A 19,064-nucleotide genomic window follows, 5' to 3' on the forward strand; every position below is an offset into this window, starting at 1 on the left:
GTTTGGCGTCGCAGAGCGGTATCCAGCGTTGGTGCTGATACTATTCGGAATCCCAAAGGAATGGCCATGACGAGCGCAATCTGCTCAGGCAAGCGCTTATCCGCGCGCGTTGTGACCGAAGAAACGCCGGCTGGCTTTTTTCCAACTCCAACTGATCCGCTTCAGCCACAAGTGACGAGCCGAGCCTGCGACCGAGCTTTGGAACGCACCGTTCTGGCTTCCCTGTTCAACGATCGGCCGCTCGAACCAGAGCATTTCTATGCCCAACTTCTCATCGATATGTTCAATCTGATGGTCGATCGGCTTTGACAGCTTGTGCTCGGCCAACCAATCGAGCCTAGCTTTGGCGACCGGGCGCGTGACAGGTATGAATCGGCGCAGCGCGCATGGAGCCCCGGATAGAGTCTCTGGCCCTTCCGCAACTTCCATCGAGGCACATAATAATTGCTGCCGCTGCCGAGATAGACGACAGCCTTCCGGTCTGGACTGCCGAACTCGGCAATGCACTCGCCCAGTTTGCCAACGAAGTCGGCGTCAAGGAACACATCGTCCTCGAACACCAGGCAAAACGGCTTGTCCGTTTCGAGAAACTCCCGCCATATGCCGACCTGCTTCAGGGCGAGCGAGACTTCGGACGGCCGCAATTTGTCCTATCCGACAAAGGACGTGCGGACTTCCTCCGTGATATCCGCAACGTCCCAGTCGAGAAAGAAATGGACTGGCACGCCGCGCCGGCCGAACTCCTTCAGAATATGACGCTCCCGGTCCTCGTAGCCTTGTTTGACGTGGCATACGCGGACAAAGACCTTGCCGGATGGGAACTCTTGCATTGTGCGTCTGTAATGTTGCAGGTCTCGAAAATCCAGAGGCGCCATTCACCCGTCGCACCTGCGGTTGTCGGTGTGACGGCGCCGGATCAGGAATCCCCCGCAATCCGCTCCTGGGCGCCGCCGAGATAGGTATCCCAAATATAGTCGCGCAACAGTTCGCGATGCTGCGGTGTGCGGTGATGGCGGGTTTTTTGGTCGGCGTAGGAGGAGCCTCCGACATGAAAGAAAGCGGCGTCAAACATCTGATGATGCTCACTGCGTTCGCCAGCCAGCACGACAGCAGCGGGTTCTTCGACCGCAGCTGAAATGTCTGCTTTTGCCAGGCGCGAATAGAGCGGCAGCCAGTTGCCGCCGCCGGTGTCCAGGCCGAGTTCCATGCGCGGCCCGAAATCCAGATCCAGTCCCTCGACGGTCGCGAAGCGGAAGAAGCAGAAGCCTGCCCAAAGATGCCATTTGGGATCGTCTTTGCTTGGCTTGTAGCGGAAATTCTCGGTGGCAGGCAGCTTAAGACCATAAACGACCTTTCCTTCCATCCGCGCGGGAATGTGAAAGGGTGCGACCGGGAAGCAATCGTGATCGATGTATCCAAAGAATTCCGGCCGAAGGTGCCTGACGATGTTGTGGAACACCCAGGTCAAGGCCGTCCCGTGCGAACGCGACCAATGGCGCTCACGACGGTTGGGCAAGCCGAGGTAGGGTACGCCTCTTGCGGAACAGATGCGTTCAATCGATTTTCTCGCCGCATCGCTGGACGAATTGTCGATGACCACGAGCGACAATCCCGGCGCATAGATCTGCCATGCCTTAGTCAAGGCATCGATGACCCATGGCGTGTTGAAAGCGATGGCGAAGCAAACCCTGGACAATCCGGATTTTTGCAAATGGCGCGAGAATTCCCGCCCACGGCTGGCTCCCTTGGCCTGATAGATTTTATACGACAGTCTGTCGCGGATCGATTTCGCCTTGCCGACGAAGCTGCTGGCGTTGATCGCATCGACAGTTCTCTTCAGAATTTTTCGTGCCATCACCCATCCTTATTTCCGAAGCGGCGCATCTTGTCGAGCCACGTCGCCGACCCGCTTCCCGGAATTCCAGACGCTTGTAAAGCGTTTGATGGTGCTGTGGGCGTCGCGGCTGCGGACAACTGCCCGGCGTTATGGGCATGCGTCAAACGTTCACGGCGCGTCGCCCGTGGTCAATCATGTCTAGTGCGTCACGACCTGAAGGTTGGCGTTACCGTAGAATGTGTAGGCGAGGTAGGTCGGGTCGCCGGTCTCGTAGAAGCGTTTGCGCACCGTCGCCAGCACTTCGGCCAGATAGACCGGCCCGTGCTCGAGCCGGCCGGTGATGCCGCTGTAAAAATCGGTCGAGAAATCGGCGGCCGCGCGATCGGTCAGCGGCCACATGCCGCCGATGAAGCCGGACGCGCCACCGGCCAGCACCGCCGGACCCCAGCCCTGGACGAAGCCGCCGAGCATCTGCGAGCGCCCGGTGTCGCAGGCGTTGAAGAAATAGAACGGGTTACCCTTGCCGTGCGCGGCGGCGACCAGCGCGCGCCAGGTGTCAGGGTCGAGCGCCTGGTCGACGAGGTCGATGGCAAAGACCGGCCGGCCGCTGCTTGGCTGGTTGACCTCGCCATGGCCGGAAAAATGGATGAATCCGGTCGAGACCTCCCCGACCAGTTTTCCAAAGGAGACGAAATCGCCGTCGAAGCGACGGTAGCCGGCGAGCTTGCTCAGCGCTGCGATCTCGACCTGCTGGAACCGCAGCGACTGCTTGTCGACATAGGAGGGAGCGATAGCCGCGACACCGGTGAAGGCCATCCGGTCGAGCGGATTGTCGACCTGCGAGGACGTGCTGCGCGGCGCCCAGCGCGCCAGCCGGTAGCTCATGCCGAGGAAGCCGTCTCTGCTTGCGTCCCCCTCCCTCTGAGGGCGGATCAGTTCCCAGGGCAGGGTGGGGCTGTTCGAGGTGATCTGGATCGAATGCAGTTTGCCGTTGTCGCGCAGCGACCAATACACGTCCTTGAACGCCTTCGGCACATAGTTCCGGTAGAGCGTGTCGCCAAAGCCTTCGGCAGCGAGCGTGACAAAACGCCTTTGCGTGCCCGGGTCGCTGCTTGCGGCTGGTTGTTGCAGCGAGGTCGCACCGCGCAGGCTCAATCCGAGCTGCAGCAGGCGGTGGTATTCGGAGTCCAGCCATGCCGCCATTTCCGGTGGGGTCGAGAACGTATCGGTCACCGGGCCAGCCAGATGCGGCGAATGGATGATGATCTGGCCTGCGCCCAGCCCACTCGGGTCGTCATAGAGGACGGTTACGTCGAGATCGGGAACGTCACCGGTTCTGGTGGCGCCGAGTTCGACACTGCCGGTCACAGCCTGCTGCGGTAGCGTAGAGACCAGCAACATGGCCGGGGCTGTGTCGGCGGTCGCTTCGACAGACGGTGCGGCCGGCTGCGATCGCTTGATGGTGACGGGCCGCGACGCGGAGCCGAGAAAGCGGCCGGCGGTGTAGATGCGGGCGATGAACTGGCTGGGCTTGCTATCTCTGGCGATCGGCCGCGCCTTCAGGTCGAAGCGGACAAAATCGCTATCGCCCTGGCGATAGAGCGTCGTCTGCCGGCTCCACTTGCCGCCATCGGCGAGATCGAAACCGGTGGCGAAGAGATCGATGTCGATCGGCCAAGCGTCGGCTCCGGCCGGCATTGCCATGGCCAGCGCGCCGTCCGCCGTGACCGACGAGCCGGGGGCGGCCTTCACCTTTACCTCCGGCGACAATTGCTCCTCGGTCAGCACGATGGAAACTGTCACCGTCTCGCCGGCGACGATTTCGTCCGGCGCATCGATGGTCGGATGGCGCACCACTTCGACCTCACCGCTGTCGGCGGGTTGGGAAACTGCGCCGGGAGGTGCCTCAAGCGGCGGCACAGAAGGCGCGTCGGCAGTCGTCGGCAAATCGGGTAGCGGGGAAGGCGGCTCGATGGCAGGCAATGGGGTGGGCTTCGGCATCGGGGCAGGCGGTGGTGCCGGCTCCATGCCGCTGGCCTGGCCGTCCTGCTGATAGGCGCCGCCGAGATTGTTCTGCGACGCAGCGGCAGCCTTGGCAGCTTCTTCCTCGTATCGTTGTCGAGCCAACGCCTCTTGCCGCTGGCGCTCCTGTTCCTGGCGCTCCCGTTCCTGGCGCTTGTATTCCTCGTAGGCTGCGGCCTCTTCAGCGTCGCCTTTCATCCAGGCTTCCGAGTTGCCAGGGGCAACGTCCATCGGATAGGGCTCCTGGCCGCCGCCATCGAAACTGCCGGAGCCATGGTCGTTGCCGTCGCCGCCCCAGCCGCCACCCCCGGAATCGTAGCTGCCACCGCCGCTGCCGCCGCCTGCCATCGGTGGCGGAACGGGTTCGGGTGCAGCCGCTTCCGGTGGGGCTTCGATGGGCGCCGGTGCGGCAGCGGCCGGCACATTCGGTATCAGCACAAAATTGCCGTCCGCCGAAAGGCCATATGCCACCCACGGCCGCTGAACACCGAGTGTCTTGTCCGCAACGGTTTGCGTGACCGAAGCGAGCATGGCGCGGATGTTCGTGCCCCGCCCGGTCAGCGCGGCCGTGAGCGCATCGGCAAATGCCGTGACTGGCCTGTTTTCGTTCAGGGCGACGGCCCCCGGTTGGGCGGAAAAGGCGACGATGGCATTGGACGGCGGGCTGACTGCCGCCAGGCCCCGCGTGACGGCCGCCGTCGGATTGTGTCCATCGCCGGGATTGTCCAGCAAGACTAATTTGAGGGTCGGTGTGGCCTCTAGCGCTTGCATGAACAGATCGAGGGGCAATGCCGTCTCGTCGATCGCTTCCTTTGAATAGGTCCGAGCGCCGCGCGTCAGCAGATAGTTCCTGTCATTGGCCTGAGCCGTGTGGCCGACATAGTAGAAGACGCCGACGGAATCGGCGGCACTCAGCGACTTGGCGAAATCGTACATGGCGTGCGCCACATCGGCGCGATCGCCGTCGGCCACTTGCCGTACGGTGAAGCCAAGCGACCGCAGGCATGCTGCAACGAGTTCGGCGCTCATCTCGACGTTGGCGATGGCCGGGGCATCGTCATAGGCCGGGTTGGCGACAACCAGCGCGATACGCTCCTCGCCGCGCGCGGCGGAGGAGAGCGCTATAGTCAGCAGCAGCACGGCCGCCAGAAGAAGGCGCATGATCCTGATCCAAGCCTTTAGGCCGCGACGATCACGCCGCCCCAATTCATCAATGGCCCCGTCCTTGCATATCATGACGGGTTGGCCGGCGCATCGGGTGCTTCGGGTTGCGGTCATGGCGGCAACGGGGTGCCCTCGGGGCGCGCGTCCCGGCTAAGGACCCACGTCATCAAGGATCGCGCACAGGCGCATACTTCAAAAAGATATTGACTGTATGTTTAGTCATAGTTATCCCTAACGGTGAGAACTGAGTTGGCCAGCCGGCTTCCGCCGGTGAATGGCCAACCAAGAAAAGGGGAACATCTTGGTAGCCATCCGGCCCGCCGTGGAGGCAAAGGGCGTCAGCAGGATTTTTCAGGGAACCGGCCAGGACGCGGTCAAGGCGCTCGACGATGTCTCCGTCTCGATCCGCGAAAACGAGTTCTTCACGCTGCTTGGCCCTTCCGGCTGCGGAAAGACGACGCTTCTGAGGCTGATCGCCGGCTTCGACTATCCGACCGAAGGCGAGATCCTGCTCTACGGCGAGGACATCGCGCCGCTGCCGCCGTTCAAGCGGCCGGTCAACACGGTGTTCCAGTCCTACGCTTTGTTCCCGCACATGACGGTCGCCGAGAACATCGGCTTCGGCCTCAAGATGCTCGGCAAGTCGAAGGCCGAGATCGCTGCCCGTGTCGATACGATGCTGAAACTCGTCCACATGCAGGAGCAGAAGAACCGCCGCACCAGCCAGATCTCGGGCGGCCAGCAGCAGCGCGTGGCACTGGCACGGGCGCTCGCACCACAGCCGAAGGTGCTGTTGCTCGACGAGCCGCTGTCGGCGCTCGACTACAAGCTGCGCAAGGAGATGCAGATCGAACTGAAGCGGCTGCAACACGAGACCGGCATCACCTTCATCTTCGTCACCCACGACCAGGAAGAAGCACTGACGATGTCGGACCGCATCGCGGTGATGTCGTCGGGCAACATCCTGCAGGTCGGCACGCCCTGGGACATCTACGACCGCCCGGCGGAACGTTTCGTCGCCGACTTCATCGGCGAGACGAATTTTTTGACCGGCACGGTTGAATGCGCCGAGGGCGGCAAGGCGAAGGTCGCTCTTCGCTCGGGGGCAAAGATCCTTGCGACCGCCGCCAGGGATTTCCAACCGGGCAGCCAGGCAACACTGATGGTGCGGCCTGAGCATGCCAGGCTCGTCAAGGGCACTGGCGATCTGGCCGGCACAATCGAGACCGTCGTCTATTTCGGCACCGACACGCACATCCATGTCCGGCTGGACGGCGGCGAAGCCTTCATCGTGCGTCAGCAGAATTCACGCTGCGCTAGTTGCGGCTTCGAGCGAGGCGACAAGGTCGGCATTTCGATCGGCGACGACGCCGCGCAACTGCTGAAGGATTAGGGCCGATGGCGAGCGCGAAAGAGATCGCCGACAAGGCCGAGCACGACGATATCAGGTCACGCTGGCTGCTTTCGGCCCCGGCGCTGCTGATCGTCTTCCTCGCGGCCCTTGGGCCGCTGCTGATCGTGGTCGTTTATTCCTTCCTGACCCCCGGCAACTACGGCGACGTGAAGTGGCAGTTCTCGACCGACGCCTGGGTGAGCGTGCTGCTCGAGCGTGACGTTTTCGACGACACGCTGTCGCTCGCCAGCGCGCATCTGTCGATCTTCTGGCGCTCGGTGTCGCTGTCGGCGATCACCACCATCCTGACCCTGATCTTCGGCTTTCCGACCGCCTATTTCATCGCGACGCGGCCCGAACACCGGCGCGACATCTGGCTGTTCCTGATCACCATTCCGTTCTGGACGAACCTTCTGATCCGCACCTTCGCCATGCAGGAGGTGCTGCGCAATGACGGCATCATCAATTCGGTGCTGCAATTGCTTGGCATCACCGATCACTCCGTCCAGCTCATGTACACCAACTTCGCCGTGCTCGCCGGCATGGTCTACGTGTTTCTGCCGCTGATGGTGCTGCCGCTCTATGCCAGCATGGAGAAGATCGACTTCCGGCTGGTTGAGGCGGGCTACGACCTCTATGCGACGCGGCTGCAGGTGCTGAGGCGCATCATCATCCCGCTGGTCACGCCGGGCATCGTCGCCGGCTCGATCCTCGTCTTCATTCCCTCGCTTGGCGCTTATGTGACGCCGCGCGTCTTGGGCGGCGGCACCAATCTGATGATCGGCAATCTGATCGAGCTGCAATTCGGCCAGGGGCGGAACTGGCCGCTCGGCGCGGCGCTGTCGATTGCGCTGATGGCGATCGTGATGATCGCGCTGCTGTTCTATGTCCGCAACACAACCAGATCGGATGGCAGCCATGGCTGACCGCTTCGACGTCCGGCGGCAGACTGGTTTCGTCACCATGGCGATGCTGTGTTTCTTCCTGCTCTATCTGCCGATCGCCACACTGGTCGTCTACGCCTTCAACGACAACAACTCGCTCGCGATATGGAAAGGCTTTTCGCTGCGCTGGTTCCACGCCGCCTGGAACAATTCGCTGGTGATCGAGTTCGTCGATCCGCTCGTTCCAGATCGCCGCCATCGCCGCCGTGCTGGCGACGATCTCGGCAACGATGGCTGCACTGGCGACGACCCGGACCAAGCCTTACCGGGGACTGACGTTCAAATACGCCTTCATCAACCAGCCGCTGATGGTGCCGGAGATCGTCACCGCGGTGGCGCTGCTGATCGTGTTCTCGCGCATCAAGATCTGGACCGGCTATTCGGGCCTCGGTTACCTGATCGCGGCCCACACCGCCTTCTGCGTGCCGTTCGCCTATCTGCCGATCCGGGCGCGGCTCGAAAGCATGGATCTGTCGCTCGAGACGGCAGCAGCCGACCTCTACGCAACGAAGTGGAAGACCTTCCGCCATGTGACCTTGCCGTTGCTCTGGCCGGGCATCCTCGCCGGGCTGATGCTCGCCTTCGTCGTCTCGCTGGATGACGTGGTCATCACCGAGTTCGTCAAATCGGGCGGCCAGGACACGCTGCCGACCTTCATGCTCGGCCAGATCCGTCGCGGCGTTACACCCGAGATCAACGCGATCTCGACCGTCTTCCTGGCGCTGTCGATCGGCATCGTCACGGCTTTCTTCTTCATCAGCAGGAAACGGACCTGAGGCCGCATCGCCGACGGTCCCAACAATGGGAGCAAGAAGCATGAACTGGAAACTGACCGCGACGGCCGTCGGGCTGTCGCTGCTGGCTGCCACGGGCGTTGCCCGCGCCGACGGCGAGCTCAACATCTACAATTGGGGCAACTACACCAGCCCCGACCTGATCAAGAAATTCGAGGCGACCTACAAGGTCAAGGTCACCGTCACGGACTTCGATTCCAACGACACAGCACTTGCCAAGATCCGCCAGGGCGGCGCCGGTTTCGACATCGTCGTGCCTTCGGCAAGCGTCGTTCCGATCTGGATCAGCGAAGGCCTGCTGCTGGAGACCAATCCCAACACAATGGAGAATTTCAAGAACGTCGATCCGAAGTGGGTCGACGTGCCGTTCGATCCGGGCCGCAAATACACCGTGCCGTGGCAGTGGGGCACGACCGGCATGTCGGTGAACAAGTCGGTCTATTCCGGCGATCCGAACACATCGGCGATTTTCCTGGATCCACCCGCCGAGCTCGTCGGCAAGATCAATGTCGTGCCGGAGATGGGCGATATCATGTACCTCGCCATCTCCTATGAAGGCGGCGAGTACTGCACCGACGACAAGCAGGTGCTGAAGAAGGTGCGCGACAAGCTGGTCGAGGCCAAGGCGAAATGGCTCTCCTTCGACTATGGCGCCGTCGACGGGCTGGGCAAGGGCGACATCGCGGCCGGCGTCAACTGGAACGGCATTTCGCTGCGCCAGCGGCTGCAGAACGACAAGATCGTCTACGGCTATCCGAAGGAAGGCTATCCGATCTGGATGGACAATGTCGCGGTTCTCAAGGACGCCAAGAATGTCGAGAACGCAAAGCTGTTCCAGAACTTCATCATGGATCCCGAGAATGCCGCTTTAATTTCGGCCTTCGCCCGCTACGCCAACGGCATCAAGGGGTCGGAAGCCTTCATGCCGGCCGACATGAAGGGCGCGCCGGAGGTGGATGTTCCGGCCGAATTCGCCGCCAAGGGCAAGTTCATGCCGACCTGTTCGCCGGACGTGCAGGCGCTCTACACGAAGATCTGGACCGATTTGCAGAAATAGCCGTTCCGGAATCTCTCCGCGCCGCGAGATGCGGCGCGGCCATTCCCCGACCATCAAGCCAAAAGGCGATCCTGGCGATCGCAGGAGACTTTCATGACCGATCTCGACCTTTGCTACATGCCGGCCAGCGAGGCATTGCGGCAGTTCAAGGCGAAGACGCTTTCGCCCGTCGAGTTGATGCGGGCGACCATCGATCGCGCCGAGGCGACGAAGGCGACGATCAACTGCTTGACCTTCACGCATTTCGACGAGGCGATGGATCGGGCCAAAAGGGCAGAAGCGAAATACGCCAGGGGCGCCAGGACCGGGGCGCTCGAAGGCCTGCCGATCGGCATCAAGGACGAGAGCTACATCAAGGGCAAGCCGACATCGCATGGCTCGCTGCTGACCAAGGACGCCATCGGCGGGCATACGTCGACGATGAACGAGCGTGTCATCAAGGCGGGCGGCATCGTGCACGCCCGCACGGCGACGCCTGAGTTCAGCTGCGCCGGAGTTACCTGGTCGAGGCGATGGGGCGTCACGCGCAATCCGTGGAATCCGGACTTCACGCCGGGCGGTTCGTCCGGAGGTGCCGCGGCAACGCTGGCCTCGGGCACATCCTCGATCGCCACCGGCTCGGACATTGCCGGGTCGATCCGCATTCCGGCGTCGGCCTGCGGTCTTGTCGGCTTCAAGCCGCCCTACGGGCGCAATCCGGATGAGCCGCCGTTCAACCTTGACTTCTACTGCCACACCGGGCCGCTGGCTCGGAACGTCAGGGATGCGATCCTGCTGCAGAACGTTATGGCGGGGCCGAGCCCGCTAGACATCGCCACGCTGCGTCCGAAATTGCGCCTGCCGCTCGACTACAAGCCGATCAAGGGCTGGAAGATCGGTTTCTCGATGGACCTCGGTTCTTTCGAAGTGGATGCCGATGTGCGCAGGAACACGCTTGCCGCATGCGATGTGTTCCGGTCGCTGGGTGCCACGGTCGAGGAAGTCGATCTGGGCTGGGGCGACGAGGTGCTGAAGGCCGGCATCGCCTATCTCGAGCATCTGTTCGGCGCCTCGTTGGCGCAACTGCTCGAGGAGCACGGCAAGGACATGACCAGCTATGCGCGGCAGTTCGCCGTGGACGGTCAACAATCGAAAGCCGCGGATTTTGTCGGAACCCTGGATGTCGCCGCCAGGATGTACCAGACACTAGGCCCGTTGCTGGAAAAGTACGATGTCCTGATCTGCCCGACGAACGCCATTCCCGCGGTGCCGGCGGAGTTCGACCACACCAAAGACAGCGTCGAGATCAACGGCAAGCAAGTGAACCCGTCGCTTGGCTGGGTGATGACGACCCCGTTCAACATGATGAGCCGTTGTCCGGTTCTCTCCATCCCTTCGGGCAGGGCCGCGAATGGCGTGCCGACGGGCATCCAGATTGTCGGTCGCACCTATTGCGATGCCGATGTGTTCCGGGCGGCGCTCGCCTATGAAACGGCGCAGGGACAATGGTATGAGAGTGCCGGGACACGCCCGTCGCTTTGATATCTGACGCGGGGCCGCAAGTTCGAAAAGGCCGGATGAGAATGGCAGAACGCAAGGCAACCGCGGCAGCGGAGAAGCGCAAGATTGCGATGGCTGAGGGCAGGGGTTCGGCGAACGATGCCGCCCCGAAAGACCGTCGGCGCGAGCGCGGCGAGGCGAGCGTCCAGCGCATCATCGACGCCACCATCGACCTTATCGCCGAGGAAGGCCTGGCCAGCGTCACCATGCAGCGCATTGCCGAGCATGTCGGCTCGTCCAATGCGCTGGTGGTGTTCCATTTCCGCAGCAAGGAGAACCTCTTTCGCGCCGTGCTGCAGTATCTCAGCGACCGGTACGACGAACTTTGGGCGAAGCTGGTGCGCGCGCCGAACCTGTCGCCGGTCGAGCGGCTGATGGGCGCGGTCGAGTGCGCGCAGCGCTTCGCCAGGCAGCATCCGAAATGGGTTTCGGTTTTTGTCGTGTTCTCCAGCGATCGCAAGAGCATGCAGATCTACAACGAGATCGGCCTGCCCAGCGATCTCAGCTACAATGCCGAGGCGCGCGATTTGCTGGTCGAAATCAAGCGCAGTGGCGGCTACACCGATGTCGACCCCGACACGCTGGCTGAAAGTCTCAACTATCTCGTGCATGGCGCGTGGATCTGGGACCACCTCAACCCACCGGCGGGCAAATCCGATGTGCTTCGCAAGACAATGCTGATGCTGCTGCATCAGGCGTTTCCGCGCCATTTCGATCTGGAGTGACGGATCGGGTTGCGGTCGCCTATCGCCTCTGCAGCAGATGGCAGCCGGCTTGGCGTTTTTGCGCCAGATACTCGTCGATCAGCTGGCGGTAGCGGACCTTGCCGAAGCTCGGGAAATGGCCGCCATGGACGACCGAGACGTCGAGGTCGCGCATGCGAAGCAGCGTCGCCACATAGTCATCGACCAGCGAATGATAGACATCGTCGATCAGTGGGCCGTCATAGATGATGTCGCCGGAGAGCAGGATGCCGGTCTTCTTCTCGTAGAGCGCGATGCCGCCGGGCGAATGGCCGGGCGTGTGGATGACCTCGAAGGCGCGGTCGCCGAGATCGACAACATCACCCTGTTCGAGAAGACGGCCGGCAGGCGCTGGCAGGATGCTGTAGCGCGCCGTATCCCAGCCTTGCGGCATGCCATCGAACATCGCGTCGGTGGCGTAGCGGTCGGCGACCGTCCATTCGTTGCGCGGATCGGCGAGGATTTTTGCTTCGGCCCGATGCACGCAGCGGTCGGGGAACTCATGATGGCAGCCGATATGGTCGAAATGGGTGTGGCTGGCGACGCAAATGAGCTTGCGCTCCGTCACCAGCGGCACGTGGCGCCTGAGGCTGAAGTGGCCGAGGCCGGTGTCGAACAGCAGATCGCGATCGCGGCCGCGCACATGCCAGATGTTGCAGCGGAAGAATGGTTTTATCCACGGCTCGTGGATCAGCGTCACGCCGTCGCTCATGCGGATGGTTTCGTACCAGTCCGGAGCGTCGATGACCGGAATTGTGCCCATCATTCAGTCCGTCAGCAGGATGATGTCGCAACGGTGACGACCGCCATCAGGATGATCGACAGCGCCGACGCCAGCGGACATTGAGTGTTCTCCCTTGCCTTGTGGCTTCTTGCAAAAAATTGAGCCAATTCTAAAATTGAGTCAATTCTGTTTTTATGGCAAGAGGCTTTCATGAGCGGATTGCGGGCAAGGCAAAAGGCGGATCGGCACCGCCGCATCATCGAGGCGGCGGCGGCACTGTTCCGCGATGCCGGCTATGAAGGAGCCAAGATCGAGGCCATCGCCGCGCAGGCCGAAGTGTCGATCGGCACAATCTACAATTATTACCAGAACAAGGGCGACATCCTCGGCGCCATCGTCTCGATGGAGGTCAACGAGGTGCTCAACGCCGGGAGCGGCGTGGTTGCCAACCCGCCGGCCAATGTCGGCGATGCGCTGGATACGCTGCTCGGCATCTATGTCGAGCACTCGCTGCATTACCTCAGCAAGGAGATGTGGCGGCAGGCGATGGCCATCTCGATGCGATTGCCCGACAGCCCGTTTGGCCAGGTCTATACCGGGCTCGACCATGCACTGACCGAGCAGATCCGCGCGCTGATCGCCCGGCTGCAGGAGATCGGCCTGGTGCGGCGTGATATTGACGGGTCGGCACTCGGCGAACTGGTCTTCAACAACATGAACATGATGTTCATCGAGTTCGTGAAGCGTAACGAGGCGAGGATACCGGAATTGCGGGCGGCGATTCGCAGGCAGAACCGGATACTGGTGGCCGCGATTGGGTTGTGAAACACGTCGACCATGACCGGCCCTACCGGAACGACTGTCAACGACCGTCCAAGGGTCATTGGTTGGGTATCTTAACCCCTGAAGCGCCGGGCTGGGTCGCGCGTCGCCCTGCTTCAGCGGTTGAACTTGCCTTCGTAACCATACGAAATGTCGCCCGGCAGACTGATCGCCACCTGTCGGAATTCGAAGTTCGATATCTGAGCCGTATACCGGCCATCGTTCAACAGCCCGTCCCATGCGAAGAACGCGGCAACCGCGACCAGAATCAGCATAACTGGTCGCATCGGAAGACCTTAGGCCAGATGAAGTTTCCCGACAGCGTCCCTGCGCATCCTCAACACCAGTAGGCGCGTTGCTGCGAACGGTGCCATGACGAGAAACGCCATCGTGATGCTGGCGAAGAGCGACAATAGACAGATTGCACTTTGGGCGTAGCAAACGGTTTCCATGACGTTCCCCTTCAGAACCACACTGTTTGCGTCAAGTGGCCAAAGCATGCTCTCAACTGGGAGGAAACTCAAGCTTTCGCTAATATATGGGGCAGCAAGGCTCAGCGAACGCCTGCAAAGCAGCGCTGCTAACTCAGAGCAGCAGGTGAATTGCCAGAAGCTCGATGATCAGCAAAACGGCGCACACCGCGCCCCCAAGGGCATAGCCCCGCCAATACTGGCGAACATCCTGATCGGTTTGGAATGCTTCTACCCAGAGCCCAGCAGGGACGCCAAGGCAAATAGGGATCGGCATCGTAGCTAGCACGATTGTAGCAGGCGCTAAAGCAGGTCGACCCGACATGCAGGCGGCCCTCTCGACCGCGAAGAAGTCATCATATTAGTCTTCGCTAACTAATGGCGCAACAAGCTTCCCGGCTAGATCGAAGAACGATGGCGCCGAACAGCGCTCGCACGTCCCTGCCGGGCCGCACTACGGCTTTTTGCTTAGGAACTGTGCCTGAGTGCGGCGTTTTCGGCGGGGTAAAATATGATCAAGATGCTCTTTTATAGTCGGCAATCTTGCGGGAGGGCGCCATGGAAATACTTCGACCACGACCCAAGCCCAGAAGGGGCTACCCAAATAGCGACCGTTTCGAAGAAAACGGCCGGATTGCCGCGATCTTGCTCGTCATTGCTGCCGCGACTGTCGCAATCTCTGTCATACGCATGTTACCCCTTTAGATCGTCTCGCAGCAGGCCGCGATAGAGACGGGCGGCGCGCTCAATACGGTGGATGACACCACCAGAAAGCCTCGGCTTCCTCTTCGGGCGCCGTCGGACGAAACTCCCATGAGTCCGTTCTCGCGATATTGCGTTTCCAAAACGGGCCTACCTGCTGCCGCGTTGATGCCTTCGTGCCAGTCGGTAAACCCCATCAGTGGGAACAGCACTTGTCGGATCGATCGAAGCCGCAGTGCTGCCGAGCGCATCGGAAGGCCCTCCCTTCAGGGTCGTGAATTCCGAGATACCTGTCAGCGCTCCGCAACCAAAGCGAGGATTTCGGGGGCCGGCGTTACATGTGCGTGCGGTTTGCAGAGATCAGGGTCGATCGCCCGATATCCGAGCAGACTGGCGAGTGGCGCCAGGATTGCGAGCGCCACCCGCTGAATCGCTGGTGGAGGCTGCGTGAAGACAATCACGTCGGCAAATTCCCTGGCGATGACTGCCGCCTGAAACAGGAAAGGTTTTCCTTTCTTGTCCACCCGACCGGCATTGGCGAGGCCGAAGAGCATGCCGATCAGCAGCTCGAAGCGGTTCGGATCGATGTGGTCCGCACCGTGCGCGCGCTCGATTTCGATGAGGACGTGCGCCTCGTCGGTCTTGCTGCTGTTCCACCAATCGTGCACCACGCCTGCATCCACGGTTGCGGATTGGCCGGGTCCCAGAGAAAATGTCTTCCCGGCTATGGAGGCGTCGAGCCGGCCTTTGAAGACGGTAAACCGTTCAATCATGTTCGGATGGAAGTGTTCGCCCACGACAGCTGCTCCCGGCCGAGCGGTCAAATGAACGATGCCTGGTCCCTGGCCGCGGTCTTCGGTGCCACGCAGGATCACGGCAAATTCGCCGGTCACCTTGTTCTCGTAGACGTCCCCACAACGTGACATGGATCATCTCGTATTTCAGGAATGCCGGCACATCGAAAACAAGAGATTGACGTTCTAGCTGCGAACTGGTGCCCCCGGACGGAATCGAACCGCCGACCTTCGGTTTACAAAACCACAAATTGCCATTGATTATATTGTTCTATTCGCCTTCGTGTTGCACATATGTTGCATGGACTACATGTTAACACGCGGATACCACTTACCAATCAATTCGATGCCATCGCCCCCGATACGGGCAAGTCCGTAAAGGTTGTCGGAGTCGACATGTCGGACCCACATGTCCGACCCAAGCTGATTTGCCTTGTGACCGACGTCAACGGCACGCATGTCGAGGTTTACAATCAGGTGAAGAACAAGCGGCCAAGCGCATGAGCATGGAGCATGTGAATGAGATCAGCCACGACCGCAGTCGGCGCCGAAACGGTGCAAGTTCGCCGTATCACCTGGGCGGAGTTCTGGAAAATCAGGCCGGATCTGCGGGCGGCGAATGATAACGCGTCTGGTGAAGGTAGAAGCCAACACGGAACTATGCAGACCAGCGTTCGTTCATCTGATTGAGGCGCCGGGAAGGATGCAGGAATGGCCGTCAAGAAATCTAGCGACACCAGCCGCATTGCGAGGGGGCAAAAGTTGGAGGTTCAACACCTGACAGAAGTGACCGACCTGTCACCCAATCAGGCGCGCGGGCTGCTCCGCAAGCATGGAAACGATTGGGCAAAGATCAAAGACGAAGCCGAGGACTACAAGGACGAAGACTGACGCACCACACGCGCTTGTAGGTGCGGCAAATCAGGTCCGACCAGCGACCAAGGCTCCGCCTCAGAGAAAAGCTAGGCGACTTTGATTTCCTTCATCGCCTTCTCGAATGCAGTCTTCATCGGCTTAGAGACGTCTTCAACGGCCTTCGTCGTGACGGCCTGGAAGTCTTTTGCCTGTTCGACGGCCTGTTCAACCTGCTTGCGAACGAAGGCGGTCTGCAGTTCAACAAATTCGGAAGGCGACTTAACGGCGATCAGTGCTTCAAAATGCGAGAAGGCGGCGTCGGCGTTGGCGCGCAGAACGGCGATGGTCTTGAGCGACAGGTCGCTGGAAACGGTCTTGGCGGTCTTGTAGGTCAACTCCAGAACCTTCTGGGTATCCTCGGACCCTGCCTTGAATTTGGCGAGCACTTCTTTCGACTGCTCGACGCCCTTTTCGGTAAAAGCACTGACCTGCTCAATAGCCTTGGATGCATCAAAGGCGGCGTTGTCGATAAATTCAGCGGTCTTTTCAGTGGTCTTGGACATCGTTTCCCATCCTTGGTTTGGGGGCGCAGCTTTAAGAAGCCCCTTCGCATTTGTACTAGCATTACCTTACGGAAGTTTGTGTGCAATGCAACATATTTGTTGCGCTGCACCAAGGAATGTCACTGAACGACATGACACGCATACGACGGTGGGTCACATTTTTCCGCCGAACCGAATCCTTGGCGCACGCAAACCAGCCGCCTTTCATAGACCATATGGTCTGCATGTCGGGGTTGAGTGAATCGCCTTCCAAACCTAATTTAGCGTTTGCAGGTAGCCAGGCCGGCGGCGACTGCTTTCATCGCCTTGCAATGATCCTGCCCTTTTCTAAAAGCAAGGGCTTGCTAATATACCTTGGACGGAGATGGGGCGTACTGATGCCAAAGAGGTCCAAGAAGGCCTATCCGAACAGCGATCGGTTCGGAGAGGACGGCCGGCGCCTCTATAGCGCCTATGATGCTAATGGCGCTAACCCAGCCGTAGGGGGTTTCTACCATGTCCAGCGGCCCGACGGCCGGGGGCTGGGGTGGCTTGGGCTTTGACCGCCGGGCCTAGCCGGAAAACGGGGTAAGTTCGCCGGCGGGCGAAGCTTATAGGCCGTTCTCGCCGTATTGGTAATTTGGCCAAAAGGCGCACGTTCTGCTCCCTCAAATCGGATAAGTCCTGGCTCGGTTGAACTGATTGCGCGGATCAACGACTGTTCACATAGCAGCATCGCCTCTAACCGGTGCTGCATGTTGGGGGTGACCCAATCGGCCCGCGCCCCGCTAGCCTTCGAGGGCGCGGGCGCGGCCTTCCGCGAATGGATTGAGGACCGATGCCCGTCGCTCTATATCGGCCGCATGGGCAAGGGCTGGACGTTTCAATTGCTAATCGATGCAAAGATGGAGGTGACGGCGTTTTGCCACCACGCGCCGCCATAGCCAGAAACTCGACTTGACAAAGCTCCGCGATCGGTTCGGCCCCGATGCTCCGGCGATGGCTGATGACCTTATTCCAAAGCTGAAATGCGCCAAGTGTGGCAGCAAAAAAGTCGGGCTGATCTCTACGCCGGACACAGCGCTTAGTGCCTACGGGAAGGCTAAGGGCGGGTGACAACAGCGGTCCGGCAGCCTGGGGGAGCTTGAGGGGGGAGCTCGGTATAGGCCGCCGGGCCTGGCCGGCGGGGTTGGGGGCGCCGGCTCACAGAAAATATGGTGTTGAGCTAATATGAAAGCAAGGCCACTAGCCAACCAACGCCAGGTCGATCGCGAACGCAAGGGCCCCCATCACCAGGCCAGCTGCGAGCTTGCCGCCATATTCAACGGCGATGGCTACCTAGCAATTCGAAGGCTTTTTTGTGCCACAAAAAAGCGGGCTCTCGCCCGCTTCCCTTCGTTACCGAGACTCTCGCGTGGTGCCGGTACATTCATGGTCACCGCGCCGTCGATCGGCTCAAATGCTGCCTGGATCTCTGGGGAACCTCTCCAACTATCTGAAGGGACGTTCCGGCCGTCACTGGCTGCTTGCGGTGATATGGCCCTGCCAGGTGTTGGAAACAAGGCGCTGCTTCCTACTTACTGAAATTCTGTTGACCCGCCGCCAAACTCCGCGCGGCGTCTTCGATAGCAGCGCGGTCGTTGCCAAGCCTGTCGATGAGGTCTTGGGCCTGCTCGGCGGTTATACCGGTGCGCATCGCCAGTGCTTCTACGGTCAAAACGTCTGAGCTGGCGATCTCTCTGGGTTTGGGCAGAGATTCCTCTCTATCGATCTCCGCCTCTGCTTGCAGCCATTGCCGCTGGTCAACGCCATGCACCCCGCCTTCACGTTCCCAAATCTCGTAAGCGCGCTGCTGAATTTTTTCGTGCCGTGTGTCGCCCATGTTGAATCCTCCGTGAGGGATTGTCTCTCAACGCGGGGCACTGCGGAATGATCCAGCGCGGGGGGGATTTCAGACGGTGCGCATAGGGGGCTCATGTTGCATGCGTGTTGCACGGACTGCGTGGGAATGTGTGACAAAGCCCGGAAATCCGCGGTATCAGGTGCAAAGTGTTGCAATCTGGAAATCGCATTCGCTTCAAGTGGGAAGACAATTAACTTCTTGATTTTATTGTTGAAAAACTGGTGCCCCCGGACGGAATCGAACCGCCGACCTTCGGTTTACAAAACCGCTGCTCTACCAGCTGAGCTACAAGGGCACGGCGCTCCGGTAGCATATTTCGTGCGCCAGTAAAGTCAAAACTCTATTCTTGGTTGCTAATGGATCTTGTCGAGGCGGCAGGCAGGCACGCTGAAAACCGCCAATTCGTTTCCTACATATGATGGAGGTGCAATCGCCTTAGCGAGGGTGTCGCATGATCAGATTCGTCATCATTCTTCCGCTTGTCGTGGTGGCCTTTCTTCTCCTCGTGAGGCTCGTCAAGGATGTGAAGAACGCCAACATCGACTGGACCGGCGTCACCACCATCGTCGGCTTCATCGCTCTGGTCTTCTGGCTGCGCCATATCACCGGCATCGGGTAGAATAGGGGAGTAGTGAATAGTCGGTAGTGAACCGCAGCCTGTCGTGCGCGGTGTTACTAAATCGCTGACATCTGCGCCGGCAGGTCGACAGGCGGTCTATCGACGGCCCAAAGAACGCCTGCGTCCCCTTGGCGAAAAAA

Annotated in this window: 18 protein-coding genes, 1 tRNA gene and 1 pseudogene; 11 read left to right on the plus strand and 9 right to left on the minus strand. The window is 60.5% G+C overall.

Annotation, left to right across the window (positions count from 1 at the left end):
- The first annotated feature begins 66 nt into the window (after window positions 1–66).
- Together AC1RUK_RS10330 and AC1RUK_RS10335 are read left to right on the plus strand one after the other, a co-directional pair.
- Window positions 67–309 (plus strand): hypothetical protein, encoded by a 243-nt coding sequence (locus tag AC1RUK_RS10330; protein WP_481835698.1) that lies wholly within the window; start codon window positions 67–69, stop codon window positions 307–309.
- Window positions 310–386: 77 nt separating this feature from the next.
- On the plus strand, window positions 387–959 hold the full coding sequence (locus AC1RUK_RS10335; protein ID WP_481835697.1) for a hypothetical protein: 573 nt from the start codon (window positions 387–389) through the stop codon (window positions 957–959).
- On the opposite strand, the gene AC1RUK_RS10340 is transcribed toward AC1RUK_RS10335, so the two are convergent.
- Together AC1RUK_RS10340 and AC1RUK_RS10345 are read right to left on the minus strand one after the other, a co-directional pair.
- Complete coding sequence (locus tag AC1RUK_RS10340) at window positions 917–1,855, minus strand: hypothetical protein (protein WP_481835696.1); 939 nt, start codon at window positions 1,853–1,855, stop codon at window positions 917–919. The genes AC1RUK_RS10335 and AC1RUK_RS10340 overlap by 43 nt on opposite strands.
- A gap of 180 nt (window positions 1,856–2,035) precedes the next feature.
- Window positions 2,036–5,020 carry a caspase family protein gene (locus AC1RUK_RS10345; RefSeq protein WP_481835695.1) on the minus strand — a complete coding sequence of 995 codons (2,985 nt, stop codon included), beginning with the start codon at window positions 5,018–5,020 and terminating at the stop codon, window positions 2,036–2,038.
- A gap of 277 nt (window positions 5,021–5,297) precedes the next feature.
- Here AC1RUK_RS10345 and AC1RUK_RS10350 point away from each other — a divergent pair, with 277 nt between their 5' ends.
- From AC1RUK_RS10350 to AC1RUK_RS10375, 6 genes and pseudogenes are all read left to right on the plus strand, one after another.
- Window positions 5,298–6,416, plus strand: a complete 1,119-nt coding sequence (locus AC1RUK_RS10350; protein ID WP_481840230.1) for an ABC transporter ATP-binding protein — start codon at window positions 5,298–5,300, stop codon at window positions 6,414–6,416.
- 5 nt (window positions 6,417–6,421) lie between these two features.
- Window positions 6,422–7,342, plus strand: coding sequence for an ABC transporter permease (locus tag AC1RUK_RS10355; protein WP_481835693.1), 921 nt, complete (start codon window positions 6,422–6,424; stop codon window positions 7,340–7,342).
- Window positions 7,335–8,136: pseudogene (locus AC1RUK_RS10360) on the plus strand (ABC transporter permease). The gene AC1RUK_RS10355 and the pseudogene AC1RUK_RS10360 overlap by 8 nt, the downstream one beginning before the upstream one ends.
- Before the next feature lie 40 nt (window positions 8,137–8,176).
- On the plus strand, window positions 8,177–9,211 hold the full coding sequence (locus tag AC1RUK_RS10365; protein ID WP_481835691.1) for an extracellular solute-binding protein: 1,035 nt from the start codon (window positions 8,177–8,179) through the stop codon (window positions 9,209–9,211).
- Between the two features lie 93 nt (window positions 9,212–9,304).
- Window positions 9,305–10,732 carry an amidase gene (locus AC1RUK_RS10370; RefSeq protein ID WP_481835690.1) on the plus strand — a complete coding sequence of 476 codons (1,428 nt, stop codon included), beginning with the start codon at window positions 9,305–9,307 and terminating at the stop codon, window positions 10,730–10,732.
- A 41-nt stretch (window positions 10,733–10,773) separates the two neighbouring features.
- Complete coding sequence (locus AC1RUK_RS10375; RefSeq protein ID WP_481835689.1) at window positions 10,774–11,475, plus strand: TetR/AcrR family transcriptional regulator; 702 nt, start codon at window positions 10,774–10,776, stop codon at window positions 11,473–11,475.
- 19 nt (window positions 11,476–11,494) lie between these two features.
- On the opposite strand, the gene AC1RUK_RS10380 is transcribed toward AC1RUK_RS10375, so the two are convergent.
- Complete coding sequence (locus AC1RUK_RS10380; RefSeq protein WP_481839529.1) at window positions 11,495–12,256, minus strand: MBL fold metallo-hydrolase; 762 nt, start codon at window positions 12,254–12,256, stop codon at window positions 11,495–11,497.
- 171 nt (window positions 12,257–12,427) lie between these two features.
- Between AC1RUK_RS10380 and AC1RUK_RS10385 the strand changes: the two genes are divergently transcribed.
- Window positions 12,428–13,042 (plus strand): TetR/AcrR family transcriptional regulator, encoded by a 615-nt coding sequence (locus tag AC1RUK_RS10385; RefSeq protein ID WP_481835688.1) that lies wholly within the window; start codon window positions 12,428–12,430, stop codon window positions 13,040–13,042.
- Between the two features lie 113 nt (window positions 13,043–13,155).
- On the opposite strand, the gene AC1RUK_RS10390 is transcribed toward AC1RUK_RS10385, so the two are convergent.
- The 3 genes from AC1RUK_RS10390 to AC1RUK_RS10400 all read right to left on the minus strand — a co-directional run bounded on the left by AC1RUK_RS10390 (window position 13,156) and on the right by AC1RUK_RS10400 (window position 15,104).
- Window positions 13,156–13,314, minus strand: coding sequence for a hypothetical protein (locus tag AC1RUK_RS10390; RefSeq protein WP_481835687.1), 159 nt, complete (start codon window positions 13,312–13,314; stop codon window positions 13,156–13,158).
- 896 nt (window positions 13,315–14,210) lie between these two features.
- Complete coding sequence (locus AC1RUK_RS10395) at window positions 14,211–14,462, minus strand: hypothetical protein (RefSeq protein WP_481835686.1); 252 nt, start codon at window positions 14,460–14,462, stop codon at window positions 14,211–14,213.
- 42 nt (window positions 14,463–14,504) lie between these two features.
- Window positions 14,505–15,104 (minus strand): cupin domain-containing protein, encoded by a 600-nt coding sequence (locus AC1RUK_RS10400; protein WP_481835685.1) that lies wholly within the window; start codon window positions 15,102–15,104, stop codon window positions 14,505–14,507.
- Between the two features lie 612 nt (window positions 15,105–15,716).
- Here AC1RUK_RS10400 and AC1RUK_RS10405 point away from each other — a divergent pair.
- A complete protein-coding gene (locus tag AC1RUK_RS10405) occupies window positions 15,717–15,896 on the plus strand; it encodes a hypothetical protein (protein ID WP_481835684.1) in 180 nt (59 codons plus the stop codon).
- Window positions 15,897–15,967: 71 nt separating this feature from the next.
- Here the strand turns inward: AC1RUK_RS10405 and AC1RUK_RS10410 are convergent, their stop codons facing one another.
- From AC1RUK_RS10410 to AC1RUK_RS10420, 3 genes are all read right to left on the minus strand, one after another.
- The gene (locus tag AC1RUK_RS10410; protein ID WP_481840231.1) at window positions 15,968–16,423 is read right to left on the minus strand and encodes a phasin; all 456 of its coding nucleotides are present in this window, start codon (window positions 16,421–16,423) and stop codon (window positions 15,968–15,970) included.
- 1,552 nt (window positions 16,424–17,975) lie between these two features.
- Entirely contained in the window at window positions 17,976–18,284 is a 309-nt protein-coding gene (locus AC1RUK_RS10415; protein ID WP_481835681.1) for a DUF2934 domain-containing protein, read from the minus strand.
- Between the two features lie 240 nt (window positions 18,285–18,524).
- Window positions 18,525–18,600, minus strand: a tRNA-Thr gene (locus AC1RUK_RS10420).
- Between the two features lie 156 nt (window positions 18,601–18,756).
- On the opposite strand from AC1RUK_RS10420, the gene AC1RUK_RS10425 reads away from it, so the two are divergent.
- Window positions 18,757–18,924: a hypothetical protein gene (locus AC1RUK_RS10425; protein WP_481835680.1), complete on the plus strand. Its 168-nt coding sequence runs from the start codon at window positions 18,757–18,759 to the stop codon at window positions 18,922–18,924.
- The last annotated feature ends 140 nt before the right edge of the window (window positions 18,925–19,064 follow it).

The sequence above is a fragment of the Mesorhizobium monacense genome, assembly GCF_056781675.1.

Coding starts and splice junctions, on each gene's coding strand:
- AC1RUK_RS10385 (WP_481835688.1), top strand. CDS start 12,428: ATGAGCGGATTGCGGGCAAGGCAAAAGGCGGATCGGCACCGCCGCATC.
- AC1RUK_RS10415 (WP_481835681.1), bottom strand. CDS start 18,284: ATGGGCGACACACGGCACGAAAAAATTCAGCAGCGCGCTTACGAGATT.
- AC1RUK_RS10410 (WP_481840231.1), bottom strand. CDS start 16,423: ATGTCCAAGACCACTGAAAAGACCGCTGAATTTATCGACAACGCCGCC.
- AC1RUK_RS10345 (WP_481835695.1), bottom strand. CDS start 5,020: ATGCGCCTTCTTCTGGCGGCCGTGCTGCTGCTGACTATAGCGCTCTCC.
- AC1RUK_RS10425 (WP_481835680.1), top strand. CDS start 18,757: ATGATCAGATTCGTCATCATTCTTCCGCTTGTCGTGGTGGCCTTTCTT.
- AC1RUK_RS10395 (WP_481835686.1), bottom strand. CDS start 14,462: ATGCGCTCGGCAGCACTGCGGCTTCGATCGATCCGACAAGTGCTGTTC.
- AC1RUK_RS10350 (WP_481840230.1), top strand. CDS start 5,298: ATGGCCAACCAAGAAAAGGGGAACATCTTGGTAGCCATCCGGCCCGCC.
- AC1RUK_RS10355 (WP_481835693.1), top strand. CDS start 6,422: ATGGCGAGCGCGAAAGAGATCGCCGACAAGGCCGAGCACGACGATATC.
- AC1RUK_RS10335 (WP_481835697.1), top strand. CDS start 387: ATGGAGCCCCGGATAGAGTCTCTGGCCCTTCCGCAACTTCCATCGAGG.
- AC1RUK_RS10330 (WP_481835698.1), top strand. CDS start 67: ATGACGAGCGCAATCTGCTCAGGCAAGCGCTTATCCGCGCGCGTTGTG.
- AC1RUK_RS10380 (WP_481839529.1), bottom strand. CDS start 12,256: ATGGGCACAATTCCGGTCATCGACGCTCCGGACTGGTACGAAACCATC.
- AC1RUK_RS10370 (WP_481835690.1), top strand. CDS start 9,305: ATGACCGATCTCGACCTTTGCTACATGCCGGCCAGCGAGGCATTGCGG.
- AC1RUK_RS10390 (WP_481835687.1), bottom strand. CDS start 13,314: ATGCTGATTCTGGTCGCGGTTGCCGCGTTCTTCGCATGGGACGGGCTG.
- AC1RUK_RS10340 (WP_481835696.1), bottom strand. CDS start 1,855: ATGGCACGAAAAATTCTGAAGAGAACTGTCGATGCGATCAACGCCAGC.
- AC1RUK_RS10375 (WP_481835689.1), top strand. CDS start 10,774: ATGGCAGAACGCAAGGCAACCGCGGCAGCGGAGAAGCGCAAGATTGCG.
- AC1RUK_RS10405 (WP_481835684.1), top strand. CDS start 15,717: ATGGCCGTCAAGAAATCTAGCGACACCAGCCGCATTGCGAGGGGGCAA.
- AC1RUK_RS10365 (WP_481835691.1), top strand. CDS start 8,177: ATGAACTGGAAACTGACCGCGACGGCCGTCGGGCTGTCGCTGCTGGCT.